Origin of the sequence: Brevibacterium atlanticum, from assembly GCF_011617245.1 — a bacterium.
Classification (GTDB): domain Bacteria; phylum Actinomycetota; class Actinomycetes; order Actinomycetales; family Brevibacteriaceae; genus Brevibacterium; species Brevibacterium atlanticum.
The window spans coordinates 3,575,986-3,600,573 of sequence record NZ_CP050152.1; the positions used below are offsets into that span (position 1 = coordinate 3,575,986).

The window sequence follows — 24,588 nt, forward strand, 5'->3', positions numbered from 1 at the left end:
ACTGCCTGGACATGAGTCTCAGACACCGAATTCGGGGGCAAAGCACAGGGACCCGGCAGGCACATCGCCAGCCAGCGGCATGGCCATGAGCGCCTCGTCAGGAACGTCGACGTGCAGCGTGATGCGGTACCCGGAGGCCGCGGTGAATCCGAAGCGCGGATAGTAGTCCGCGTGGCCGAGGACGACGGCGAAAGCTTCACCGCGTCGAGCCGCCTCGGCGAGGAGAGCTTCGATGACGACGGTGCCTGTACCGCCGCGCTGGCAGTCGGGACGCACCGAACACGGCGCGAGACAGACTCCGGGCCGGCCGTCGACGAAGCATCGGGAGAGCATGGCATGGGCAACGACCTCGCCGTCAAGCAGCCCAACGAACGACAGCCCCTCGATCCAGCTGCCGGATCCGCGGAGGGCGGCGACGATCTCGGCCTCATCTGATCGGTCGAAAGCGGCGATCGTCACAGCACGGATCGCGTCGATGTCACCGATCGCTTCGGGGCGGATGATGAGTTCTGGTTCCGGAGATCTCGTCACGGACACACGGTAGCAGGCGGCTGGGCCTGGGATATCCGTGTGCACCGCGCTCGATCTGTTCACATAAAAATACATAGCAATGCATAACAATTCGACAGAAAGCGCGCGATGACGTTACGCTGGTGCCATGTCGAAAGTACTGTCTTCGCTCCCTGTCGGTGAGCACGTTGGAATCGCCTTCTCCGGCGGACTGGACACCTCCTGCGCAGTCGCGTGGATGCGCCACAAGGGTGCCGTCCCCTGCACGTACACGGCCGATATCGGCCAGTATGACGAGCCCGACCTCGACGGTGTGACCGCTCGCGCCAAGGAATACGGCGCCGAGATCGCTCGCTTCGTCGATGCCAAACGCCTGCTGGTCGAAGAGGGCTTCGTCGCCCTGCAGTGCGGTGCGTTCAACGTCCGTTCCGGTGGCAAGACCTACTTCAACACCACTCCCCTGGGCCGCGCGGTCACGGGCACGATGCTCGTGCGGGCGATGAAGGAAGACGGTGTCGACATCTGGGGCGACGGGTCAACCTATAAGGGCAACGACATCGAGCGCTTCTACCGCTACGGCCTCATGGCCAACCCGAAGCTGCGCATCTACAAGCCGTGGCTCGACTCCGACTTCGTCGAGGAGCTCGGCGGTCGGCAGGAGATGAGCGAATGGCTCGTCGAACACGGCTACCCTTACCGCGACTCGGCCGAGAAGGCCTACTCCACGGACGCCAACATCTGGGGCGCGACCCACGAGGCCAAGACGCTCGAGTTCCTCGATGCCGGCCTCGACATCGTCGAACCGATCATGGGCGTCGCCGCCTGGCGCGATGACGTCGAGGTCGCCACCGAAGAGGTCTCCGTCCGCTTCGAAGCCGGACGCCCCGTCGCCATCAACGGCGAAGAGTTCGACGATCCGGTCGCACTGGTCTACAAGGCCAATGAGATCGGCGGCCGCCACGGCCTCGGCGTCTCCGACCAGATCGAGAACCGCATCATCGAGGCGAAGTCCCGCGGCATCTACGAGGCCCCGGGCATGGCCCTGCTCCACGTGACCTACGAGCGCCTCCTCAACGCCATCCACAACGAGGACACCATCGCCCTCTACCACGAGGAAGGCCGCCGCCTGGGCCGCCGCATGTACGAGGGACGCTGGCTCGACCCGCAGTCGCTCATGCTCCGCGAGTCCATGCAGCGGTGGGTCGCCTCGGCGATCACCGGCGAGGTCACCCTGCGGCTGCGCCGCGGCGACGACTACACGATCGTCAACACCACCGGACCGAACCTGTCCTACCAGCCGGAGAAGCTGTCGATGGAGCGCGTCGGCGACTCCGCCTTCGGCCCCGAGGACCGCATCGGCCAGATGACCATGCGCAACCTCGACATCGCCGACTCGCGCGCCCGCCTCGAACAGTACGCGGCCATGGGCATCGTCTCCGGCCCGACCTCGGAACTCGTGGGTTCGCTGGAAGCCGGAGGAGCTGAGGAGATCGCGAATTCCAACGCCGAGGTGGACGAGGCCAGCGACCTTGCAGGACTCTCCGCTGCCTTCGACGCCGGCACGGACTGAGTTCCGCTCCGGACGCAGGTTTCGGACGGACTGAGGTCAGCCCGAAACGGAGGTCCCCAGAACTTCCGGAGACACCGCGCTGCATGAGACTCGCGGCCTCCGGTTGAGAACAGAGACCGGCCGGCCGACGTCCCCACGGATCATTGCGATCCGGGGCAGTCGGTCGGCCGTTTCTTCGGCTCGGACCTGTTCGACTGCTCGTCGGCCGTGTCGCACCGGCGCAGACTTTCAGACCAGGGTCATCGCCGCTGCTCGTTCAGACAACACCGAATGCGGACAGCGCCGTTCGACGCGCCACTTCCAGCGCCTCGTGCAGGGGCCGCTTCCGGTGATCCTCCGAGAGGATCTCGACACCCCAAGGGCCGTCATAGCCGATGGTCTTGAGTGCCTCGATGAAACCGCTGACATCCTGGTGCCCATCACCGATGAGGCGCCGATTGTCCCTGGTGTCTTCGAACAATGTCCCGACTGCGGTTTCGTCGGCATCGCAGAGTTCGACGCCAAAGACCATGTCTACGCTGAGGCAGTCCTCCAGCTCCTTCAAAGAAGTGCCCGCACGGAAGACGTGCCAGTAGTCGACGATCAGTCCTGCGGCGCGGTGGTCGACGAGGCTGATGAGCTCGGCCCCCTGCGGGATCGAGGCGATCTCCCCGAACGGAAGGGGCTCGAGTGCGACCTTCGTGCCAAAGGACTCCGCCTCCTCCGCCAGATGTCGCAGGGGTTCGACGAAAGGCTCGACATCCTCGACAGCGGGGGCACTGTCGGTGCCAACCTTGATGAATGCAGCGCCGAGTCTCTGTGCCGCTTCGAGCAGCTCTTCCCAGTGTTCGCGCCATCCCGCGCTGGGTTCCTTCCACCAGCCGGAGCACAGTTCAACTTCGACATGCCTCAGTCCGGCGGCTGCGATCTCTTCGGCAAGCCTGTCGTAGCCGATAGTCTCGCGCACGGCCCGCAGGTCATCGAGGACGAATCCGAGCCCCGCCCATCCGGTGGCCGCGACCTCTCTCACCCGGTCGAGGGGGTCAAAGGGACTGCGTTCGCTCGCCCGCAGTGGGGCGGCGTCCCCGGCGCTTGTCCAACAGGTCGCTATCAGCTCTGTCCCGGTCACTGCTCGTCACGCATCCTTCTCCACTCGCGGAATCTGTAGGCCAGTCCTGTTTCGACGCCTTCTTCCATCTTCTCCAATGAGATACCGCGAGTCTCGGGCACCTGCGTGGCAATGAAGATCAAGGCCACCACTCCGACGATCGCGAAGATGAAGAAGACACCCGAAATGCCGACTCCTGCAACCAGAGACGGGAACACCAAGGCGATAACGCCGTTCATCCCCCAACCGAACAGTTGGGAGACCCCGATTCCGACGCCGCGCATCGGCAGCGGGAACACCTCTGCAAGCCAGACCCACACGGCGACATTGAGGAACGACTGCATCGAGGCTACGAAACCGACGATGAGAGCGAGGATGACCCAGGCTCGCAGCGGATTGTCCTCGGCCATGAATTTCGAGCACAGTCCGATGAGCAAGTGGAACGTCGTAGTCAGGGACAGACCCGTGATGAAGGTGGTGCGCCGATCGACCCGGTCCATCATGTACAGCGCGAAGAAGCCGCCGAGCACCGCGACCACTCCGGGCGCGATATTGGCGATGAGCGCGGCGTTCTCCGCGAAGCCGGATTCGATGAGGACGACCTGGCCGTAGTACATGATCGAGTTGATTCCGGTGAGCTGCTGACAGACCGCAACCCCCATTCCGACGAGAACGATCCGGACCAGCCATTTGTTGAACACGAACTTCCGGTAGCCGACTCGCTGATCGCCGGTCGATGCCTCGGCGACCACTTCGACGGCCCCGAGTTCGGCGCGCGCCCGTTCTTCGGTGCGGACGGTCATGAGGACCGCCAACGCCTCATCCCGGCGATTATGTTCGACGAGCCACCTCGGCGATTCGGGCATCCGAAGCATGCCGATGAACAGACAGACGGCCGGTATCGCACAGATGGCGAACATGACACGCCAGATCCCGTCGATATGTCCCCACACGTTGCCGATGATGGCGTTGACGACGAAGGCAGCCAACTGCCCCGACACGATCGCGACTTCGTTGCGTCCACTGATCGAGCCGCGGATCTCGTGCGGTGCGAGCTCCGACAGATACACCGGCACGACGATCGAGGCCCCACCGACCGCGAGACCGAGAAGGATCCGGCCGATCACCAGCAATGTGACGTTCGGCGCGAACACGACGACCAATGTTCCGAGGAAGAACAACAGCGCGAGGTAGAGGATTGTGCGTCGGCGGCCGATCATGTCGCAGATCTGGCCGCAGGTGACTGCTCCCACAGCAGCAGCGAAGACAAGCGAACTCGTCACCACTCCTTCGCTGACTGCAGTGAGGCCGAGCTCTTGGGACATCGGCCGGAGTGCTCCGTTGATGACACCGGTGTCGTAGCCGAATAGAAGGCCGCCGAAACAGGCGACGACCGAGATCAGTCCGATCCTCTTCCTGAACGGTCCGGTTTTCGGCATGTCTGGTAATGCTGAGTCCCGGAGTGTCGGTGACTCTGTTGGATTGGCAACCACGATGGTCTCCTCACGTTGTGCTTCGTTGCACTGTCATTGATGTCGCCGTACGGCTCGCCGAGCCGCTCATCGGCCCAGGTCGACGCGAACGACTCGTCCTTCTCTGGCCGAGAGTTCGGCCGCGTCGGCCAACAGCAGCGCCGCACGACCGTCGGCGAAGGTCGAGCAGCGGGATTCCTCCCCTCTGACGAGTCGGCTGAACTCGCGCAGCTCCTCGAGGTAGGCCTCGGAGTAGCGCTCAAGGAAGAAGTGCTGATAGGGCGTTGTGGTCTTCACTGCCGTCGCATTCGAGTAGCTGACCAGGCTCGTGCCCGCATTGCCGACTTCGAGCATGCCCTCACCGCCGAAGATCTCGATCCGCTGGTCGTAGCCGATCGAACTGTGACGCGAGTTCGTGATCGAGATCTGAACTCCCGCCGAGGTCCGCATCGTCACCATGGCGGTGTCGAAGTCCGACGTCTGTTCGGCACCGTCGTCGAACAGCTGCGAGCCGGTCGCGAAGACCTCGACGATGTCCGGGGCGAAATAGCGCGCCATGTCGAAGTCGTGGATGGTCTGGTCCCGGAATATACCTCCGGTCGTTCTGAGATTCTCGACCGTTGGCGGTGCGGGGTCACGACTGATGATCGACAGCTGTTCGAGGTTGCCGACCTCACCGGCGATGAGACGTTCTCGAGCGAGGGAGAAGTCGCGGTCGAATCGGCGGTTGAAGCCGACGGCGAAGGGAACGCCGGAGCCCTCGACCACAGGGGCGAGTTTGTCGACACGGGCGATATCGAGGTCGATCGGCTTTTCACAGAGCACCGGCAGTCCGGCCGCGATGGCCTGCTCGATGAGGTCTGCATGGGTCGAGGTCGGCGAGGCGATGATGACTGCGTCGAGATCACCGGAGGCGAAGGCCTCTGCCGGATCGGCCGTCGCTCGGGCCCCTCTTTCGGCGGCGATCGCCTCTGCCCCGGCGATATAGGGATCGATCACCCAGGTCAGGGTCGTCTCCGACAGTGCCGCAATGTTCGCGGCATGGACCTTTCCGATGCGGCCGGTCCCGATGAGACCGATGCGCAGCTGTTCATTCGTCATTGGAATTCTCTCTTCGTTCGATGTTCACGGTTCACTGTGGAACGGATGATGGGGGTCCTTGGCGCGGTGCGTCGCGGTCAGAAGGCGATATCGTCGAGCCGGACGGGAACCCCGCGCCGCACTGATTCTTCGGCGGCGATGGCGAGTCTTGCCGCGACGATGCCGTCCGACGGCAGAGTCAACGAGGCGGCATCGCCGTCGATGACGGTCAGGAAGTGTCGGATCTCGCGGCGGAATGCCGGTTCGAACCGCTCGACGAAGTCAGCGTAGGTCGACTCCGGAGGAGATACGCCGGGTTCCGTCGAGATCACCGGTGTTTTCGAATCGATGCCTGCCGCGTACGCGGCATCGCTGCCGTAGACCACGGTGTTGACGTCCTGGCCGGAGGCGATGTTGCGTGCGCCGCTGATCAGCGCCTGAACTCCGGATTCGAACGTGATGACGGCTGTGGCCGTGTCGAGATCGCCGCTGTCCGCGTACGCCTGTTCGTCGAGCACTGCCCCCGAGGCGTAGATCGACACCGGGCTCTCTCCCATCAGCCAGGGAATCGTGTCGAATTCGTGAATGAGCAGGTCACGCCATACTCCGCCCGAGGTGGGGATGAACTCCGGGTCGACATGGAAGTGATCATGTCCGGCGGAATGGATGACCCGGATCGTTCCCAATGCTCCGTCGTGGATGCGTTCTCTGAGGCTCTGGAACCCTTCGTCGTACCTGCGGTGGTAGGCAACCATGATGGGTACGTCGAGCGCTTCGAACTCCGCGGACAGGGCCGCGGTCTCCTCGAGCTTGAGTCCGATCGGCTTCTCGAGGAGGACGGGGACGCCAGCCGACAGTGCTGTCCGGGCGAGCTCGGGGTGGGTGTGTGTCGAACTGGCGATGATGACACCGTCGAGCCCGTCGGTCCAGTCCTCGGTGAGCACCACAGTGCTGATGACGGGATTGTTGTCGGGACCTGCGGGGGCGTGAGCTCCTCGAAGGTCCGGCCCGGCCTCCGGGGCCAGCTCCGACTGCAGCTGCGCTTTGGCGGCGTCGAGCTTGCCTTCGGTGCGGCCGATCAGCACGAGCTCGTCGACTGCGGGTTCCTGCGCGATGTTGCGCGCGTGCATCCGCCCGATCCGGCCGAGGCCGACGACGCCGATCCTTCTGCTCATCGGTTCTCCTCGACGATCTTCGTGAGATAGTCGAGGCTGGCGCGTGCCTGCTCGATCGGTCCGGAGCCGGGCGCCGGCTCCTCGGCCACGACGGTGTCCTGTTCGAGGGTGAACCACCCGTCGTACCCAGCGCGGATGAGGGTGCTGACGATCGACTCGATGTCGATGTCTCCCTGGCCGAGCGGCTGGTACATTCCGTCGACGACGGCATCGTAGTATGTCTGTTCGCCGTCCTGGACACGACGAGCTCGGTCGAGCGCGACGTCCTTGAGGTGCGCATGGGAGATGCGTCCCGTGTGCTTCTGCACGAATTCGACCGGGTCCACGCCGCCGATGAACATGTGTCCGGTGTCGAAGCAGAAGTCGACGTCGGTGCCGTTGAGAATGTGGTCGACATCGTCCTGGGTTTCGACCATGGTGCCCACATGCGAATGCAGGCTGACGGTGACTCCCTGGGCTTTCGCGGCGTCGAGGATGCGGTCGATGTTGCGGTAGACGGTCCTCCACCCGGCGTCATCGAGTTCAGGGCGCTTGGCGTCGTAGCCGTCGACGCCCGTCGCTGCCGCCAGGACGAGGGTGTCGGCACCGGCGGCGACATATGCTTCGAGTTCCCGCTCGAGCTCCGGCAGCGGGTCGTGTTCTGGGTCGTGGATGATGGCTGGGTAGAATCCGCCGACGGCCTGCATGGAGTGCCGTTCGAGGGTCTCTGCGCGGCCCACTGCGTCGTCGGGAAGGAATCCTTCGGGGCCGAATTCGGTGGCGGCGAAGCCGAGTTCCTGCATTTCTGTGAGGACCCGTTCAGGGCTCAGTTGAAAACCCCAGTCGGGGACTTCGCAGACTCCCCAGGAGATGGGGGCTGCGGCGATCTTGACGGTGTTGCTCACTGGTCAACTCCTTTGCCTACGGTTGCCGGCTCGGCCGCTCGGTCCACCTCGTTGACCGTAGCTTCAGGTCTGTCTCCTTTGAGGACGGCGTCCACGGCACGGGCGGCGGCGATGAAAGTGGCTCGGCTGGCCTTGGCGCTCAGTCCCATCACATGAGGGCTCAGCACTGTGCGCGGGTGCTGGTAGAGCGGGTGCGGCTGCGGCGGCTCGGATTCGAATGAGTCCAAGCCGACTCCCCCGAGCTTGCCCGATTCGAGCCCGGCCAGTGCCGCATCTTCGTCGATCAGTCCACCACGGCTGGTGTTGATGAGGATCGCTCCGTCTTTCATCGTTTTGACCGCGCGGGAGTCGATCATGTGGCGGGTGCTCTCGAGCAGCGGGACATGGAGGGTGACGATGTCGGAGGCGCGCAGGATCTCGTCGACCGTCTCGGCCCTGTTGGCCCGGGGCACCTCGGCGAGGGGGTCGTACGCGAGGACAGTCATTCCGAAGGCCTCGGCGATCGCCTTCACCCGGCGGCCGATGTTGCCGAATCCCACGATTCCCAGGGTCGCTCCGTCGAGATCGCCGACCGGGACGCTGGTGCGCTCGGTCCATCCTCCGGAGCGAACGATCTCGGTCAGCGGGCCCAAGGATTTGACCAGTTGCAGCATGTGGGCGAAAGCGCCTTCGGCGACGGCCGTCGAGTTGACCCCGGGCGTGATCGCGACGGGAATCTCCCGCTCGGTGGCAGCGTCGACATCGACATCGTCGACACCGACACCGGTGCGGGCGATGACCTTGAGGTTGGGCATCGAGTCGAGTTCTGCCGGACCGACCTTGACGGCGGCGCGGACGATTGCGCCTTCGGCCTTCGCGTAGTCCTCGGGTCCGGGAGTCTCGACGAAGTCGACACTGCGCCCGAGTTCACCCTCGACGAGCTTCTTCGGTACCGGTCCGAGACCGATGACGATGGTCTTCTCAGGCATCGACGGTCTCCTTCCTGGTCGAATCGGCAGCGGTCCGAGTCGACGCCGAGGTCCCTTCGACCGGTTCGACGGACTGCCAGCTCTCTGTGGCGATGGCTCGCTCACCCGCATAGACCACGCGGTTCGCGGCCAGCGCGTCGTGGACGTCCGCATGGATTGACTCCTGGCCGACATGGGCGAGGAGGAACTTCTTCGCTTCGATGACCTTGAGGTCGTCGTAGCCCATCGAGGTGCCTGCCCCCGGCTGGAATTTCGAGAAGTCACCGAATTCGGAGCTGGCCATGATCCGGGTGAAGCCCACGTGAGGGCCTTTGTGACCGAGTGCGAGTTCGAGTTCGTTCATCCTCTCGAAGTTCCATCGCAGTGACCCTTCGGTTCCGTAGACCTCTAGGGAGTACTCCGCGCGTGGGCCGACGCACACTCGCGAGGCTTCGAGGGTCCCGACGGCGCCGGCCCCCTGAGCGTCGGGGCCGAAGTGGACGAGCAGGCCGGCATAGTCCTCGTTTTCGACCGGTGCCATCTCTCCGCCTTCGACGACGTCGAAGTGCGTGCCGCTTCCCATCTCGAGTTTGGGACGTTGGGTGTAGGCGGTGTTGGCCACACCTGTGACCTTGTCGATCGGTCCGATGACGTAGTGAGCGAGATCGGTGAGGTGTCCGAGGAGATCTCCGAGAACACCGGATCCGGCGAGCCCGCGGATGAAACGCCACGACAGAGCACCGTTCGGCTCGGCCGAGTAGTCGGCGAAGAATGCGCCGCGCACGTTCGTGATGCGTCCGAGCTTGCCCTCGGCGATGATCTTCCGCGCGTACTCGATGGCCGGGGCGCTGCGGTAGTTGAAGCCGACGGCGGTGACGACCTCGGCGGCGTCGGCAGCGTTGACCACGGATTCAGTCTCTTCTGCGGAACGTCCGACCGGCTTCTCGATCCACAGGGACTTACCGGCCTTGGCGACGGCGGTGCCGATCTCCTCGTGGAGGAAGTTCGGTGCGCACACGGAGACGACGTCGACATCCGGGTGGTTGAGGACATCGTTGTAGTCACTCGTCGAGCTCTCATATCCGAGCACATCCTCGGCGAATCGGGCGCGCTCGTCATTGGTGTCGGCCGCGATGACCAGGCGAGTCCTGATGCCCAGTTCAGGGTAGACGACGGGCACGTTGGTGTAGGCGCGGCTGTGCAGCTGCCCCATCCAGCCGACGCTGATGAGTCCGACTCCGATGGTCGTGGGGTTGTTGCTCATGGTGCTCCTTGAGTAGTCGATGGTTGCGCGGATGTTCCGCGAAGTTCTGTGTTCTCAGTCGCGCAAGGCGGAGATGACTGCGGTGGCGGTGTCGGCCAGCAGGGTCGAATCCGATCCGACCGGCAGGAAGGTGAAGCCCTGTTCGGCTCGGGTCGAGGCAACTCCGGCGTCGCCACTGAGGATGCCTGCTGCCTTCCCGTGTTTCCGGGCGGCCGCGACGACCGTCTCGAGGGCGTCGCGGAAGACCGGTGCTGTGAAGTCGAGCGGCACTCCGAGTGCGTACGACAGGTCGAGCGGGCCCACGAAGAGGACGTCGACGGCGTCGATTGCCGCGATCTCGTCCACCTCGGCGAGGGCACCTACCGTCTCGATCTGCACGATGGTGATCACCTCGTCTTTGCTGGTTTCCAAACCGGCCTTGTCCATACCCCAGCGAAGGGAGCGGTTATAGGTGGCTACTCCCCGGTCGCCGAGCGGAGGGTAGTGCAGGTGCGGAATGATCTCGGCCACCTCGGCGGCGGAGTCCACTCGCGGGAGCATGACTCCGGCGGCACCGGCGTCGAGCGCTCGGCCGATTCTGATCCGGTCAGGGGTCTCGACTCGGACGAGCGTCCCGGCACCGTACCCGCCGGCCGCGGCGACGGCGTCACCGACGGCGTCCTCGCGTCCACCGCCGTGTTCGAGGTCGACGAGGACCCAATCAAGACCGGCAGCAGCCAGGACTTCGATGGCCATGGTCGAGCCGAGACCGGCGAAGCTGCCGATGGTCGTCTCCCCCGCGCGGATCCGTGCCGCCAGGGCACCCTTGTCCAAGGGCGTCATCGCGGTGTTCAGATGTGCCATTTCTGGTCCTCCAGTCCCTGTTCGTAGTCAGTGCGCAGCTCGGCGACCCAATCCTGTTCGGCGACCTCGGCGGGCGCGACATCCCAGAAGACGCCCGAACCCGGCAGGTCGACCAGCGGAATGGTCGGCACGACGATGGCGACGGGCCCGTGGACGTCGCGGGTCTCGTTGAGGGCGGAGCGGACCTCCTCGGTGCTGGTGGCTCGGATGGTCGTGGCACCGAGTCCCGAAGCGATCTCGCCGAGGTCGACGTGGAGGTAGTCCCCCGAGAGTCGAGCGGCATCCTCGTCACCCCGGTATCGGAAGTCGTTGCCGAACTGCTCGCCGTACTTCATCATCTGCAGTCGGCGGATGACCTGGAAGCCGTGGTTCTCCGAGATCACGTAGGTGATGTCCAGGTGTTCCTGGGCGGCGGTGAGGATCTCCGTCGGGTTCATGAGGAATGTGCCATCTCCGATGAAGACCGAGACACGTCCTGTGCTCTCCGGATCGGCCAGTCGGACTCCGATGCCGGCGGGGATCTCATATCCCATGCAGGAGAATCCGAACTCGAGGTGGCAGCGACGGTCATCCGTGGCGTCCCAGACCTTGAGCAGATCTCCCGGAGGGCCTCCGGCCGCGGCGATGAGGGTGTCCCCGGGTTGTGCGTGTTCCTGGAGCAGTCCGATGAGCTGCCCCTGGGTGATGACGGCATCCGTGTCGGGGATGCCCAGTTCGGCATTCTCCGGAGCCTGCTTGTCGAAGTGTGTCTCGGGGTTGAGCGCCTTGTTTCGCTGTGGGGCCCATTCGGCCTTCTCTGATGCGATCTCGCTCGTCCAACTGTCGGGCACCCTGTAGTCGGAGAGGCCCTGGCGGAGCGCCTCGATCCCGAGCTTCGCATCGGAGAGCACTGCGACGGCTCCCTGCTTGATCGCATCGAGTTCGGCGATGTTGATCGAGACGAAGCGCACATTCGGATTCTTGAACATCGTCTGCGATCCTGTGGCGAAGTCCGTCAGTCGCGTGCCGATGCTGACGATGACGTCGGCCTGTGCGACGAGGCGGTTCGTCGCGGGGTTGCCCTCGAGCCCGATGCCGCCGAGCACCCAGTCTGCGTCGTTGAGGGCAGCGCCCTTGCCGCCGAACGTCTCAGCGACGGGGATTCCGGTGGCCTCGGCGAACGCGGCCAGAGCCTCACGAGCCACGGAGTAGTGGACTCCGCCTCCGGCGATGATGAGTGGTTTCTCGGCCGATCCGAGCACCTCGGCCGCCTCGGCGATGTCGTTCGGCTGGGGGATCGTGCGTCGGATCGTCCAGTCGCGGTCGCGGAACAGGCTGACCGGAAAGTCGAAGGCGTGCGACTGGATGTCCTGTGGCAGCGAGAGGACGACGGCACCGGTCTCGGCCGGATTGGCCAGTACGCGGAAGGCCTTGGGCAATGCGGTGATGAGCTGTTCGGGCCGCGTGATCCGGTCGAAGAACGCCGAGACCGGGCGGAAGGCGTCGTTGACTGTCAGGGACGGGTCCTGGGGATTCTCCAATTCCTGAAGCACCGGGCCCTGGCGCTTAGTCGCGTAGGTGTCGCCGGGCAGCAGGAACAGCGGGAGGCGGTTGATCGTCGCCAGCGCGGCCGCCGTGACGAGGTTCATCGCGCCGGGCCCGATGGATGCGGTGACGGCCAGCGTCTGCTTCCGATTGCTCGCCTTGCCCAGGGCACTTCCCGCGTGGGCCAACGCCTGCTCGTTGCGTCCCTGGATGAAGGGAAGAACGTCGGCGTACTGCGAGAATGCCTGGCTGAAGCCAGCGACATTGCCGTGGCCGAAGATGCCTGCCGCGGCCGGGATGAACCGCTGGCGGTCGTCATCGAGGACCGAGTACTGACTGCTGAGGAACTTGACGACGGCCTGGGCCACCGTCAGGCGGATGGTCGGTTCGTAGCTCATGGGTTCTCCTTCGAACGGATGGGATGCGCTCTTCTGCGCTGAAGTGTCAGCTGAGTTGCGATGTCAGTTCTGGGCCGAATCGTCAGGTCCAGGGACGCCCATGGATGACGACGGTCTTCGATTCGGTCATCTCCTCGACGGCGGCCCGCAGGCCCTCCTTGCCGATTCCGCTGGCCTTGAGTCCTCCGTAGGGCATGAGGTCTGCTCGCCACAGCGGAGTCCAGTTGATGTGGATGTTTCCGGCATCGATTTCGCGCATGTACCGGACGCCGGCGTCGACGTTGTTTGTGAAGATTCCGGCGGCAAGGCCGTAGTCGGTCGAATTCGCCAGTTCGATGGCCGTCCTCACGTCGGGAGCGGTGGACACGGCCACCGCCGGTCCGAAGATCTCATCCTGGGCGATCGATGCCTGGGGATCGACGCCGCTGAGGATAGCGGGTTCGATCATCGCGCCGTCGCGGTCGCCGCCGAGTTCGAGGCGTGCTCCGGCGCCGACGGCCTCTCGGATGGACTCTTCGACGCGTTTGGCTTCGGACTTCGTGATGAGGGTGCCGACCGTCGTCGCGTCGTCCGCGGGATCACCGATCTGGTGCTCACGGACCTTGGCCTTGAGAGCATCGAGGAAGTCTCCCTGGATGCCTTCGTGGACGATGACTCGCTGCACCGAGATGCAGACCTGTCCGGCGTTCACATATCCTCCGGCGGCGACGGCACTCGCCGCATGGTCGATGTCGGCGTCGGGAAGGATGACGACGGGGGCAGACGAGCCGAGTTCCAGGGACAGCTTCTTCACTCCGGCGATCGAGGCGAGATGCTCACCCACCGAGGTGGATCCGGTGAAGGAGATCTTACGGACGCGCCGGTCAGCGGCGAGCCGGTCCCCGATCTGACCTCCCGAACCGGTGAGGATGGAGAGGACGCCTTCGGGCAGACCGGCGTCGACGAAGCATTCGGCCAGGGCCAGCGCCGTCAGCGGGGTGGTGCTCGCCGGTTTGAGGATGACGGAGTTGCCGGCGGCCAGCGCCGGGGCGATCTTGTGGTTGACCAGCAGCGCCGGGTAGTTGAAGGGGGTGATGGCCACGACCACGCCGACCGGCTGCGGCAGGGTGAACCCGACCTTGTCCAGACCGGTCCCCGGGTTCGCATCGAGGGGCAGCGTCTGACCGTAGAGCTGGGTGCCTTCGAACGCCGCCAGTCGAATGATCGATCCGGAGCGCCCGGCTTCGGCGCGAGCCTCTTTGAGGGTCTTGCCGTTCTCGGCTGAGATCACTCGCGCGATCTCCTCGCTGCGTTCATCGGCGAGAGCTGCAGCGCGGAGCAGGATCTCGCTGCGCTCGTGAGCGGGAGTCCTGCGCCAGATCTCTGCGCCGTGGGTTGCGGAGTCGAGGGCCGCCTCGACGTCGGCGGCGCCCGCGATTGCGACCTGCCCGACGGTGCGACCGTCGAACGGCGACACCACGTCCTTCAGGCGGCCGTCTCCTTCACGAGGGGATTGCCATGCCCCACCGATGAGCAACTCACTGCGCGTCATTGCGTACTCCACATTCATTCGTTCTCACTTGCTTGCATGATCCGTTTTGAACCGGTCCAAATTTGGAGTTCATCGTATTCGTCCAAACTTTTGGACCGGTTCAAAACGGGATCAGTGCGAATTTAGTGTGATTCGCATCATGAGTCAAGAGGGACTCAGAATCTTTTCGCAAGTTACGTCGAGATCTCCGTCCGAAGGCCACGCCGACCGACGTCCTGTGTGAAGATGAAGCCATGGGATCAGCTGTCGGTGACGAATCGAGGCCCTCGGGATCGAGGCCGACGATTCGTGATGTCGCGGCGGCGGCCGGGGTGTCGAAGTCGCTCGTCTCACTCGCGTTCAAGGACCCACAGCGAGTCAGCGAGAAACGACGTGAGCTGATCCTCAGGACCGCACACACGCTCGGATACCAACCGAATTTCCTCGCCCGCTCCCTGGCGACGGAAGGATCACCATTCATCGGCATCCTCGTCGTCAACCTCCACAATCCGATCTTCGCCGAAATCGCTGACGCTGTCCGCATCGAACTCGATCAACGAGGCGAATACGGACTGATCACGAGCGCCACGGTCGCCAATGATCAGGATCCGGAACAGCCGTACGGGCGTATCGATTCGCGGGTCATCGCCATGCTCCAGGACCTGCGCCCCAAGGCGCTCATCGTCGTCGGCACCGTGATCGAACACGAGGGCCTCTTTGACGGGATCCCGACCGTCTACGCGAGCGCCGAACCTCGCAGCGATTCCAGCTACACCTCGGTCCGGATGGATGACACCCAGGGCGCGGACCTCGTCATCGATCACTTGCGCGAGCTCGGTCACGAACGGATCGCCTTCGTCGGAGGTTTGGGTGGAGCAGTCGCGAAGACCCGAGAGGTCGCATATCGAAAAGCGATGGAATCACGCGGCCTGACCCCGATCGTCCGAGAAGCCGGCTTCTTCGAGAGCGACGGATATGCCGCTGCCACGGAGCTGCTCGCCATGTCGTCCCCACCGACCGCGATCGTTTCGATCAACGACGTCTCCGCGATCGGAATCCTCTCTGCGGCCGACGACGCAGGAGTGGCGGTACCCGACGATCTGGCGGTTGTCGGCGTCGACAACATCCCCTTGTCAGCCCTGAAGAGGATCTCGCTGACGTCGGTGGATCCGCAGAACCAGATGATCGGCCGACTGTCCGCTCAAGCCGTCTTCGACATCCTCGCCGACCCCGACGAACCGGCGAAGGAGCATCTCATCACACCGAAGCTCGTCGTGCGGCACTCCACAGTCCGCGGCGATGGTGTGGCCGAAGGACCCTGATGTCACCTCTCGCCGAGGTGGTCGACCGGAAGCTGCGCGAGCGCGGTACCCGTGAGCGGGCGCAGAAGGAGAAGTCCTACCTCAAAAGCGAGATCGACCACTACGGGGCGAGTGTTCCGGATACCCGCTCGGTCGTCCGGGCCGCTCTGCGCGGGGCGGATCTCCGTCATGACGAGGCCATTGACCTCGCCAGGCAGCTATGGACCGAACCCAGCGACAATCCCGTCCACGAACGTCGCCTCGCGGCGACGATGATGCTCATTCACATGCAGGACCACCTCGGCGCCAGTGATACGCAGGTCATCGAGGGATTCCTGCGAGAGGCGAGGACCTGGGCGCTTGTCGATCCGCTTGCCGGGGACCTCGTCGGACCGCTGAGCGAACGGGACCCCGGCTTCGATCCGGTGCTCGAACGGTGGGCTGTCGACGATGATTTCTGGATCCGCCGTTCGGCGCTGCTGGCGCACCTGCGGCCACTGCGCACCGGACGCGGGGACTTCGATCGATTCACGCGATTTGCGGATGAGATGCTCCGGGAGAAGGAATTCTTCATTCGCAAGGCCATCGGCTGGGTGCTGCGCGATACCGCGAAGAAGCGCCCAGATCTGGTCTTCGATTGGATTCTTCCTCGGGCTCATCGGGCGTCCGGGGTGACGATCCGCGAGGCGGTCAAGCCGCTGTCGCAAGAACAGAGGGACGCAGTGTTGGCCGCACGGTGATCCACGGCGCACGGCGATCCTGGCCGCACGGTGAGCGGCCTCACGGGTGCCGGCACGGCCGGGTCGCGGCATTTCATCCGCACCAATTTCATGTCCTGACAAATTAATTCTCGAAACACCTTTTGACATGACAAATATGCCTGTAGCGTGGTGATCGCCCGGCAGCGCCAACACACTGTCGAACCCCGAACCCGCACGATCACCACCCTGCATTCGAAGGAGAATCACCATGTCGCAGCGCCTCGGAATCGCTGTCATCGGCGCCGGAATGGCCGGCCGGGCACATGCCTCGGCCTGGCGCGCCGCCCCCACCGTCGGCACCGGCGAACTGCCGGACCTCGAACTCGTCTCCGTCTGCGACATCGCCGGCGACCTCGCCGCCGCGACCGCCTCCCGGTACGGCTTCTCCCGCCACGACACGAACTGGCAGGACATCGCCATGGCCGACGATATCGACATCGTCAGCGTCGTCGTTGCGAACTCGCTCCACCGAGAGATCGTCGAAGCCCTGCTCGCGGCAGGAAAGCATGTCCTGTGCGAGAAGCCGCTGACCGACACGGTCGACGACGCCCGAGCAATGGTCACCGCAGCCGAAAACGCCGACTCGATCGGCCGCCTCGGCTTCACCTTCCGCCGCGCCCCCGGCCTGGCCGCCATCCGCGACTTCATCAACGACGGCACCCTCGGCGAAGTCCACCACATCAACGCCTGGTACTGGACGGACTACGCATGTTCTCCCACCGCGCCGATGAGTTGGCGCTACAAGGGTGAGCTCGGCAGCGGCGCCCTGGCGGATGTCGGCAGCCATCTCACCGACACCGTCGAATTCCTCGCCGGGCCAATCAGCTCCGTCTCCGGCGGCCGTTTCCACACGGCCATCACCTCCCGTCCGCTGCCGCTGGGCCATGTCGTCGGCCACGACCATGTCGAGGTCAGCGACGAATACGAACCGGTCGGCAACGACGACTACGCCGGCTTCGGCGTCGAATTCGCAACAGGATCCGGAATCCTCCAGGTCTCGCGCATCGCCGCGGGGCACCCGAACAGCCTCGGCGTCGAGGTCTTCTGCGCGAACGGATCGGCCAGCTTCGACTTCCGCTTCCCCGGTCAGATCGTGCTCAACCAGAGCATCGACGGCCACGCCGCAACCGGGCTGACGACGATCCAGCTCGGCCCCGAACACCCCTACATCGCCGACGGCCTCGCGATGGCCGCCCCCGGAGTCGGCGTCGGTCAGAACGACGGCTTCACCTTCCAGGCCCGCGCCTTCCTCGACGAGGTGGCCGGACGCCCCGACGCCGAATCCCTGCCCCGCTGTGCCCGATTCTCCGACGGGCTTCACGCCCTCGAGGTCCGCGACGCGGTCATCGCCTCGGCCAACGACAACGGAACCGCGAAGGAGGTCGGAGCATGAAGTACGGCGTCTACACGGCCATCCTCCACGACCGCCCGCTGCCCGAAGCCCTGTCCGTGATCAAGGGACTCGGCCTCGATGCGGCAGAGGTCAACGTCGGCGGATTCCTCCCGCCCATCCACATGCCCACGATCGACGACATCCTCACCTCTGACGATGCCCGAGATGACTACCTCGGCACCTTCGCCGAGGCGGGGGTCGAGTTGGCGGGACTCAATGCCAACGGCAATCCTCTCGACCCGAATCCGGAGATCGGTCCGCCGACGCTTGCCGACATTGAACGGGCAATCAAGGTCGCGAACCGGCTCGGGCAGACCCGCGTGGTGACGATGTCGGGACTGCCCGGGGCGAACTCCTCGGCGCCCACGCCCACCTGGATCGTCAATCCCTGGGAGTCCTCCCACCTCGACATCCTCGAGGACCAGTGGGACCGTGCGATTCCTGTCTGGCGCGACCTCGACAGGCTCGCCGCCGACAATGATGTGAAGATCGCGATCGAGATGCACCCGCACAACCTCGTGTTCAACCCGGCCACCCTCGAACGCCTCGTCGAGCGGATCGGCGCGACGAACGTCGGCGCCGAGATGGACCCGTCCCACCTGTTCTGGCAGGGCATCGATCCCGTCGCCGCGGTCGACCACCTCGGCGAGCTCGTCGTCCACGCTGCCGCCAAGGATGTGCGCATCAACGAGGCGGCGAAGATCCACGGCGTCCTCGACGATCGTCACACGCGCTTCACCGGGGATCGGATCACGAACATCCGCGGCGGAGCGGCGATCAACAAGTGGCCCGAGGGTTCGGCCTGGGACTTCGTGGCGCTCGGCCGCGGACACGACCAGGACTTCTGGAACCGGTTCGTCGCCGCCCTGGCCCGCGTCGACCCGGACATGGCCGTACACATCGAGCACGAGGACGAGTCCCTCGGCAGGATCGAAGGACTCGAAACCGCCGCCGAGGTGCTGCTCACCGCCGCACGATACGTGTGAGGCTTTTCGGGCCTACCGCACAGGGCCCGTGCCCACCGCGCGAGGATTCCGAACTCAACATGCGCGGGCTGCGGCTCCATGGTTCCGGGCGCAGTGACCTGCGGGTCACTGCGCCCGGAGCCGAACACGCCGAGTAAGCTCGGTAAACAGCGACCCCCGACGAGGCAGGAGCCCATGGCACGCGAACCCGAGACCGAACTCCCCGCAGAGTTCTTCGGTCCACTCGACCGCTCCCCCGGAGCCGTGCCGCTCTACGTCCAGATCGCCCGCAAGCTCGAGGCCGCGATCGCAACCGGTTCGCTCGTAGCCGGAACCCGGCTCGAGAACGAAGTCGCGATGGCCAAGCGCATCGGCCTGTCCCGCCCGACCGTCAGGCAGGCCATCCAGGACCTCGTCGACAAAGGGCTGCTCGTGCGCCGACGTGGCATCGGCACCCAGGTCATCCAGCGACCGGTCGCCCGCCCAGTCGATCTCACGAGCCTCTACGAAGACCTCGAGAAGTCAGGCAACCCACCCTCGACGGTTGTCCTCTCCCACCGCGTCGAAGCCTCCGACGCCGAGACGGCCGAACGACTCGGTGTCCCCGTCGGCACCCCCAGCCTGCACCTGCGCCGCCTGCGCCTGGTCGGTTCGACGCCGTTGGCGGTGCTCCACAACGTGCTGCCTGCACCGTTCACCGACATCACCTCCGATGAGCTCGTCAGCACCGGCCTGTACGAGACGCTGCGTTCACGCGGGGTCGTCTTCTCGATCGCGCAGCAGCGTATCGGCGCGAAGGCCGCCGACGACGCCGAAGCCGAACTGCTCGACATCGATCCGGGCTCACCCCTGCTGACGATGAACCGCACGGCCCTCGACCACTCCGGCGACATCGTCGAATGGGGAGACCACTGCTATCGACCCGATCTCTACTCCTTCGAGACGACGCTCGTCTCGCGCTGAGCCACCACTCCTCGCCCTCCCCGCCCTATCGAATCCGGTTCGCCCTGCCCTGTCGACCCTGCAGGAAAATTTCCGCCGTGAGGGGGTGACGGCGACCACGAACGGTGATAATGTCATGACAAATACTTTGTCCTAACAAATAATCGTCACGGCATCGCCGCCGTAGAGAAGGATGGCCAGCATGACCTCCTCGCCGACACCGGCTCCTCGCACCGAGCCCGTTCGCACTGAGCCCTTCGACCTCATCACCGTCGGACGCATCGGCGTCGACATCTACCCCCTCCAGGACGGAGTCGGCCTCGAGGACGTCGAGACCTTCGGGAAGTACCTCGGCGGCTCGGCCTCGAACGTCGCGGTCGCCGCCGCCCGCCACGGAGTCGACTCGGCCGTCATCACCGCGACCGGCAACGATCCCTTCGGCCGCTACCTCCATACCGAGCTCACCCGCCTCGGCGTCGACGACCGCTACGTCGCCACCAGCCCGACGCTCAACACGCCGGTGACGTTCTGTGAGATCTTCCCGCCCGACGACTTCCCCCTCTACTTCTATCGCGAGCCCAAGGCTCCCGACCTCGACATCGCCGAGGCGGACCTCGACCTGAGCGCGATCGCCGAGGCCCGCATCTTCTGGGCCACGGTGACCGGGCTGAGCGTCGACCCCAGCCGCAGCGCGCACCATGCCGCGTGGGCGACCCGCGGACGCGCCGAGCACACCGTCCTCGACCTCGACTACCGCCCCATGTTCTGGGAGTCCCCGGAGATCGCCAGCGCCGAGGTGGGTCGTGCACTCGAACACGTCACCGTGGCCGTTGGGAACAGGGAAGAATGCGAGATCGCTGTCGGAGAGACCGTCCCCGATCGCGCCGCCGACGCCCTGCTCGAACGCGGTGTCGAACTCGCGATCGTCAAGCAGGGCCCGAAGGGAGTGCTGGCGAAGACCGCGGACGACAGGGTCGAAGTCCCGCCGCACACCGTCGAGGTGATCAACGGCCTCGGTGCCGGCGACGGATTCGGGGGCGCACTGTGCCGAGGCCTGCTCGCCGGCTGGGACCTCGAATACCTGCTGCGCTTCGCCAACGTCGCCGGAGCCATCGTCGCCACCCGCCGCGAATGCTCGACCGCGATGCCGAGCACCGACGAGGTCACCGCAGTGATCGGCGAACCGACCCCCCGCACCCCGACGCTCACCACCTCCGCGAAGGACGCCTGATGACGATCTCCCTGCCCTCCTCCGACGCGTTCACCCGCCTGCGCGACCTGCGCTTCGACGATCCGAATGCCATCCCCGCGGCCTGGGCCGCCCGTTCCCGACGCCCCATCGGCGGCGCCGACTCACGGCTCTTCATCGTCGCCGCCGACCATCCGGCACGCGGGGCGAACAAGGTCGGCGACGATCCGTTGGCGATGGCTGACCGGGAAGACCTCCTCACCCGCCTGGCCACGGCGCTGCAGCACCCCGGAGTCGACGGAGTGCTCGCCAGCCCGGACATCCTCGACGATCTCGTCGTCCTCGGCTGCCTCGAGGACAAACTCGCCGTCGGCTCGATGAACCGCGGCGGACTCGCCGGCTCCTCCTTCGAGATCGACGACCGCTTCACCGGCCACACCGCAGCCGGGATGGCCCGCGACGGCATCGACCTCGCGAAGACTCTCCTGCGCGTCTGCCTCGACGACCCGGCGACCGCCTCGGCGCTGGCCGCGAACGCCCAGGCCGTCAACGACTGCCGGGCCGCCGACATCCCAGTCATGCTCGAACCCTTCATGAGCGAATGGAACGGCGGGAAGGTCCGCAACATCCTCACCCCCGAAGCCGTCATCGCCTCGATCGGCGTCGCCCAGGCGCTGGGGACCTCGTCCTCGCACACGTGGCTGAAGATCCCCGTCGTCGACGATATGGAACGGGTGCTCGCGGCGACCACGCTGCCTACCCTGCTGCTCGGCGGCGAGCGTTCGGACGATCCGGAGGCGACGTTCCGCAGCTGGGAGCACGCGCTGTCCCTGCCCGGTGTCCGCGGCCTCGTCATCGGCCGGTCCATCGTCTACCCTGCCGACGGAGACGTCTCGGCCTCGGTCGATCGAGCGGCAGGACTCGTCCACGGAGCAGAGAGGGCACACGCATGACCAACGAATGGTTCCACCCGCGCGGCAGCCTCGCCCGCGACGGCTTCGAATCCGTCGTCGATGCGACGATCCGCGGCTGGGAGCACACCGGTCTGCGGGTCCTCGACCTCGGACAGCAGACCGGCCCCGTCACGGTCCCCGCCGCCGAGCTCGAACGTGTGCTCGTCCCCCTGAGCGGGCAGACATTCACCGTCGAGTACACCCTGGCCGACGGCACCGGCGGCAGCCAGGTGCTGACCGGTCGGACCTCGGTCTTCCACGGCCCCGCCGACTGCCTCTACCTGCCCACCGGCACCGCACTCACCGTGTCCGGTGACGGTCGGATCGCCGTCGCCGAGGCGCCCACCACCGAGACCCGGCCCGTGCAGTTCCTGCCCGCCGCCGAGGTCCCCGTGGAACTGCGCGGAGCAGGACGCTCGAGCCGGCAGGTCCACAACTTCGCGACCCCGGCCGGACTCGACTGCGTGAAGATCATCGCGTGCGAGGTGATCACGCCCGCCGAGAACTGGTCGTCCTATCCCCCGCACAAGCACGACGAGGCGGTCGCCGGATCCGAGTCGCGGCTCGAGGAGATCTACTACTTCGAGACCGCCGTCTCCCGCGGCCTCACGGCTCCGGACGCCGCCGATCCGATCGCTCTGTTCTCGACGTACTCGTCTCCTGCTGGGGCGATCGAGACCTCGGCCATCGTGCGCACCGGCGACGTCGCCCTCGTCCCGTACGGGTATCACGGGCCGCTCGCCGCGGCCCCGGGATACGACAACTACTACCTCAACGTCATGGCCGGACCCGACCCCGAGCGCGTGTGGCTGATCAGCGATGACCCAGCGCACGGCTGGGTGAGGGCCCAATGGGAGGAGCAGGAGTTCGACCACCGCCTGCCCTACACCGCCGAAGGAGATCTGACATGAGCACGACGATGACGGTCGCCCAGGCGCTGGTGACCTTCCTGTCCCGCCAGTACACCGTCGACGGCGACATCCGGCAGCGGACAATCGCCGGGACCTTCGGGATCTTCGGCCACGGTAATGTCGCCGGCATCGGGCAGGCCCTGCGCCAGCTCAGCCGGGACGAACCGGGAGCCATGCCCTACCACCAGGCCCGCAACGAACAGGCCATGGTCCACCAGTCCGTCGGATACGCACGGATGAACCGCCGCCTCTCGACCTTCGCCTCGGCGGCCTCCGTCGGTCCAGGAGCGGCGAACCTGCTCACCGGAGCGGCCCTGGCCACGGCGAACCGACTGCCCGCTCTGCTCCTGCCCTCTGACACCTTCGCCACCCGGGTCGCCGACCCGGTCCTCCAGCAGCTCGAACACCCGCACGACACATCCCTGCAGGTCACCGACGCGTTCCGGCCGATGTCACGGTTCTTCGACCGCGTCGACCGGCCCGAACAGCTCTTCTCGATCGCTCTCGCCGCCATGCGCGTACTCACCGACCCGGCCGAAACCGGTGCCGTGACCATCGCGCTGCCCGAGGACGTCCAAGCCGAGACTCTCGAAGTGCCCGACGAATTCCTCGTCGAACGTGACTGGCACCTGCGTCGGCCGCTGCCCGAGACCGGTCCCCTCGACCGTGCGGTGGCAGCGATCCGGGAGGCACAGACTCCGCTGATCGTCGCCGGCGGCGGTGTCCTCTATTCTCGCGCAGAAAAGGAACTCCGCGCCTTCGCCGAAGCGACGGGCATCCCCGTGGCCACGACGCAGGCCGGCGGCGGCACCCTCGACTGGGATCACCCGCTCAACCTCGGCGGGATCGGGGCGACCGGATCGACCGCGGCCAACCGGATCGCGGCCGAGGCGGATCTCATCATCGGCGTCGGCACCCGCTACAGCGACTTCACGACCGCCAGCCGCACGGTCTTCGCCCACCCCGAGGTCCGCTTCGTCAACCTCAACGTCGCCCCCTTCGACGCGTTCAAGCACGGCAGCCAGCTGCCTCTCATCGCCGATGCGAGGGAGGGGATCACCGCGCTGACCGACCGCCTCGGCGATCATCATGTCAGCTCCGAGCTCACCGCCAGGGTCGAGACCGAGCGCAGGGACTGGATCTCCGTCGTCGATGCGGCCACGGCCCCCACCGCGGCCGAACTGCCCGGACAGGCCGAGGTCATCGGCGCGGTCAACACCGCCGCCGGCCCATCCGACGTCGTGATCCAAGCCGCCGGTTCCCTGCCCGGGGATCTGCAGAAGCTCTGGCGCACCCGCGATGCGCTCGGTTACCACGTCGAATACGCGTTCTCGTGCATGGGCTACGAGATCGCCGGCGGACTCGGTGTCCGCCGCGCCATCGACGCCGCCGGTGAGGATCGGGAGGCCATCGTCATGGTCGGCGACGGCTCCTACCTCATGCTCCACACCGAACTCGTCACCGCCGTCGCCGAGGGCCTCAAGCTCATCGTCGTACTCATCCAGAACCACGGCTACGCCTCGATCGGCCACCTCTCCGAGACCGTCGGGGCACCCCGTTTCGGCACCTGGTACCGCCGCTACGACGCCGAGGCGCCCGATTTCCGCACCGACGAAGTCCTCCCCGTCGACCTCGCTGCGAACGCCCGGTCCTACGGCATCGACGTCGTCGAGATCACGCCGGGACCGGACGCGAGCACCCGGCTGGCAGACGCGGTCAGGGCGGCCAAAGCGTCACCGACCTCGACTCTCATCCACGTCGATTCCGATCCGCTCGACTACGCCCCCGACGGCGAAGGCTGGTGGGACGTCCCCGTCGCCGAGGTGTCGACGACCGAGGACACTCAAGCGGCCCGCGCCCAATACGAGACCGAACGGAAGCGGCAGCGACCGCTGCTGTGAAGCACCGC

At 65.7% G+C, this 24,588-nt stretch carries 21 protein-coding genes; 10 read left to right on the plus strand and 11 right to left on the minus strand.

All coding sequences use genetic code 11. From position 1 onward, the window contains the following. Positions 1-18: 18 nt before the first annotated feature. On the minus strand, positions 19-531 hold the full coding sequence (locus tag GUY23_RS15950; RefSeq protein ID WP_228282466.1) for a GNAT family N-acetyltransferase: 513 nt from the start codon (positions 529-531) through the stop codon (positions 19-21). A gap of 127 nt (positions 532-658) precedes the next feature. On the opposite strand from GUY23_RS15950, the gene argG reads away from it, so the two are divergent. After that, entirely contained in the window at positions 659-2,080 is a 1,422-nt protein-coding gene (gene argG / locus GUY23_RS15955; RefSeq protein ID WP_166974090.1) for an argininosuccinate synthase, read from the plus strand. Positions 2,081-2,336: 256 nt separating this feature from the next. Here argG and GUY23_RS15960 read toward each other — a convergent pair whose 3' ends face one another. The 10 genes from GUY23_RS15960 to GUY23_RS16005 form a co-directional block, all read right to left on the minus strand. After that, positions 2,337-3,188: a sugar phosphate isomerase/epimerase family protein gene (locus tag GUY23_RS15960; RefSeq protein ID WP_166974093.1), complete on the minus strand. Its 852-nt coding sequence runs from the start codon at positions 3,186-3,188 to the stop codon at positions 2,337-2,339. Next, positions 3,185-4,606 (minus strand): sugar porter family MFS transporter, encoded by a 1,422-nt coding sequence (locus GUY23_RS15965; protein ID WP_166974096.1) that lies wholly within the window; start codon positions 4,604-4,606, stop codon positions 3,185-3,187. Before GUY23_RS15965 ends, GUY23_RS15960 begins: the two co-directional genes overlap by 4 nt. A 120-nt stretch (positions 4,607-4,726) precedes the next feature. Next, complete coding sequence (iolG, locus tag GUY23_RS15970; RefSeq protein WP_166974099.1) at positions 4,727-5,740, minus strand: inositol 2-dehydrogenase; 1,014 nt, start codon at positions 5,738-5,740, stop codon at positions 4,727-4,729. Between the two features lie 77 nt (positions 5,741-5,817). Continuing rightward, complete coding sequence (locus GUY23_RS15975; protein ID WP_166974102.1) at positions 5,818-6,894, minus strand: Gfo/Idh/MocA family protein; 1,077 nt, start codon at positions 6,892-6,894, stop codon at positions 5,818-5,820. Beyond that, positions 6,891-7,778, minus strand: coding sequence for a sugar phosphate isomerase/epimerase family protein (locus tag GUY23_RS15980; RefSeq protein WP_208085384.1), 888 nt, complete (start codon positions 7,776-7,778; stop codon positions 6,891-6,893). Before GUY23_RS15980 ends, GUY23_RS15975 begins: the two co-directional genes overlap by 4 nt. Beyond that, complete coding sequence (locus tag GUY23_RS15985) at positions 7,775-8,746, minus strand: NAD(P)-dependent oxidoreductase (protein ID WP_166974105.1); 972 nt, start codon at positions 8,744-8,746, stop codon at positions 7,775-7,777. The genes GUY23_RS15980 and GUY23_RS15985 overlap by 4 nt, the downstream gene beginning before the upstream one ends. Then, a complete protein-coding gene (locus GUY23_RS15990; protein WP_166974107.1) occupies positions 8,739-9,989 on the minus strand; it encodes a Gfo/Idh/MocA family protein in 1,251 nt (416 codons plus the stop codon). Before GUY23_RS15990 ends, GUY23_RS15985 begins: the two co-directional genes overlap by 8 nt. Positions 9,990-10,043: 54 nt before the next feature. Then, positions 10,044-10,832: an HpcH/HpaI aldolase family protein gene (locus tag GUY23_RS15995; RefSeq protein ID WP_166974110.1), complete on the minus strand. Its 789-nt coding sequence runs from the start codon at positions 10,830-10,832 to the stop codon at positions 10,044-10,046. Then, a complete protein-coding gene (iolD, locus tag GUY23_RS16000) occupies positions 10,820-12,754 on the minus strand; it encodes a 3D-(3,5/4)-trihydroxycyclohexane-1,2-dione acylhydrolase (decyclizing) (RefSeq protein WP_166974113.1) in 1,935 nt (644 codons plus the stop codon). Before iolD (GUY23_RS16000) ends, GUY23_RS15995 begins: the two co-directional genes overlap by 13 nt. Positions 12,755-12,836: 82 nt before the next feature. Continuing rightward, positions 12,837-14,285, minus strand: coding sequence for an aldehyde dehydrogenase family protein (locus GUY23_RS16005; protein WP_166974116.1), 1,449 nt, complete (start codon positions 14,283-14,285; stop codon positions 12,837-12,839). Between the two features lie 233 nt (positions 14,286-14,518). Here GUY23_RS16005 and GUY23_RS16010 point away from each other — a divergent pair, with 233 nt between their 5' ends. From GUY23_RS16010 to iolD (GUY23_RS16050), 9 genes are all read left to right on the plus strand, one after another. Continuing rightward, a complete protein-coding gene (locus GUY23_RS16010) occupies positions 14,519-15,586 on the plus strand; it encodes a LacI family DNA-binding transcriptional regulator (protein WP_166974119.1) in 1,068 nt (355 codons plus the stop codon). Next, positions 15,586-16,305, plus strand: a complete 720-nt coding sequence (locus GUY23_RS16015) for a DNA alkylation repair protein (protein ID WP_166974122.1) — start codon at positions 15,586-15,588, stop codon at positions 16,303-16,305. Before GUY23_RS16010 ends, GUY23_RS16015 begins: the two co-directional genes overlap by 1 nt. Positions 16,306-16,534: 229 nt before the next feature. After that, entirely contained in the window at positions 16,535-17,719 is a 1,185-nt protein-coding gene (locus tag GUY23_RS16020) for a Gfo/Idh/MocA family protein (protein ID WP_166974125.1), read from the plus strand. Continuing rightward, entirely contained in the window at positions 17,716-18,705 is a 990-nt protein-coding gene (locus tag GUY23_RS16025) for a sugar phosphate isomerase/epimerase family protein (protein ID WP_166974128.1), read from the plus strand. Before GUY23_RS16020 ends, GUY23_RS16025 begins: the two co-directional genes overlap by 4 nt. A 174-nt stretch (positions 18,706-18,879) precedes the next feature. Continuing rightward, the gene (locus GUY23_RS16030; RefSeq protein WP_166974131.1) at positions 18,880-19,647 is read left to right on the plus strand and encodes a GntR family transcriptional regulator; all 768 of its coding nucleotides are present in this window, start codon (positions 18,880-18,882) and stop codon (positions 19,645-19,647) included. A 181-nt stretch (positions 19,648-19,828) separates the two neighbouring features. Beyond that, positions 19,829-20,857, plus strand: a complete 1,029-nt coding sequence (gene iolC, locus GUY23_RS16035; protein ID WP_166974134.1) for a 5-dehydro-2-deoxygluconokinase — start codon at positions 19,829-19,831, stop codon at positions 20,855-20,857. Then, positions 20,857-21,768, plus strand: a complete 912-nt coding sequence (locus GUY23_RS16040) for a Cgl0159 family (beta/alpha)8-fold protein (protein ID WP_166974137.1) — start codon at positions 20,857-20,859, stop codon at positions 21,766-21,768. The genes iolC and GUY23_RS16040 overlap by 1 nt, the downstream gene beginning before the upstream one ends. Next, positions 21,765-22,679: a 5-deoxy-glucuronate isomerase gene (iolB, locus tag GUY23_RS16045; protein WP_166974140.1), complete on the plus strand. Its 915-nt coding sequence runs from the start codon at positions 21,765-21,767 to the stop codon at positions 22,677-22,679. Before GUY23_RS16040 ends, iolB begins: the two co-directional genes overlap by 4 nt. After that, positions 22,676-24,580: a 3D-(3,5/4)-trihydroxycyclohexane-1,2-dione acylhydrolase (decyclizing) gene (gene iolD, locus GUY23_RS16050; protein WP_166974143.1), complete on the plus strand. Its 1,905-nt coding sequence runs from the start codon at positions 22,676-22,678 to the stop codon at positions 24,578-24,580. Before iolB ends, iolD (GUY23_RS16050) begins: the two co-directional genes overlap by 4 nt. Positions 24,581-24,588: the final 8 nt, after the last annotated feature.

Excerpts from the sequence above, each read along its gene's own strand:
- GUY23_RS16020 (WP_166974125.1), top strand. The coding sequence starts at position 16,535 with ATGTCGCAGCGCCTCGGAATCGCTGTCATCGGCGCCGGAATGGCCGGC.
- GUY23_RS16015 (WP_166974122.1), top strand. The coding sequence starts at position 15,586 with ATGTCACCTCTCGCCGAGGTGGTCGACCGGAAGCTGCGCGAGCGCGGT.
- iolC (WP_166974134.1), top strand. The coding sequence starts at position 19,829 with ATGACCTCCTCGCCGACACCGGCTCCTCGCACCGAGCCCGTTCGCACT.
- GUY23_RS15965 (WP_166974096.1), bottom strand. The coding sequence starts at position 4,606 with ATGCCGAAAACCGGACCGTTCAGGAAGAGGATCGGACTGATCTCGGTC.
- GUY23_RS15975 (WP_166974102.1), bottom strand. The coding sequence starts at position 6,894 with ATGAGCAGAAGGATCGGCGTCGTCGGCCTCGGCCGGATCGGGCGGATG.
- GUY23_RS15985 (WP_166974105.1), bottom strand. The coding sequence starts at position 8,746 with ATGCCTGAGAAGACCATCGTCATCGGTCTCGGACCGGTACCGAAGAAG.
- GUY23_RS16040 (WP_166974137.1), top strand. The coding sequence starts at position 20,857 with ATGACGATCTCCCTGCCCTCCTCCGACGCGTTCACCCGCCTGCGCGAC.
- iolG (WP_166974099.1), bottom strand. The coding sequence starts at position 5,740 with ATGACGAATGAACAGCTGCGCATCGGTCTCATCGGGACCGGCCGCATC.
- iolD (WP_166974143.1), top strand. The coding sequence starts at position 22,676 with ATGAGCACGACGATGACGGTCGCCCAGGCGCTGGTGACCTTCCTGTCC.
- GUY23_RS16010 (WP_166974119.1), top strand. The coding sequence starts at position 14,519 with ATGGGATCAGCTGTCGGTGACGAATCGAGGCCCTCGGGATCGAGGCCG.
- iolB (WP_166974140.1), top strand. The coding sequence starts at position 21,765 with ATGACCAACGAATGGTTCCACCCGCGCGGCAGCCTCGCCCGCGACGGC.
- GUY23_RS15990 (WP_166974107.1), bottom strand. The coding sequence starts at position 9,989 with ATGAGCAACAACCCCACGACCATCGGAGTCGGACTCATCAGCGTCGGC.
- argG (WP_166974090.1), top strand. The coding sequence starts at position 659 with ATGTCGAAAGTACTGTCTTCGCTCCCTGTCGGTGAGCACGTTGGAATC.
- GUY23_RS16025 (WP_166974128.1), top strand. The coding sequence starts at position 17,716 with ATGAAGTACGGCGTCTACACGGCCATCCTCCACGACCGCCCGCTGCCC.
- GUY23_RS15995 (WP_166974110.1), bottom strand. The coding sequence starts at position 10,832 with ATGGCACATCTGAACACCGCGATGACGCCCTTGGACAAGGGTGCCCTG.
- iolD (WP_166974113.1), bottom strand. The coding sequence starts at position 12,754 with ATGAGCTACGAACCGACCATCCGCCTGACGGTGGCCCAGGCCGTCGTC.
- GUY23_RS16030 (WP_166974131.1), top strand. The coding sequence starts at position 18,880 with ATGGCACGCGAACCCGAGACCGAACTCCCCGCAGAGTTCTTCGGTCCA.
- GUY23_RS16005 (WP_166974116.1), bottom strand. The coding sequence starts at position 14,285 with ATGACGCGCAGTGAGTTGCTCATCGGTGGGGCATGGCAATCCCCTCGT.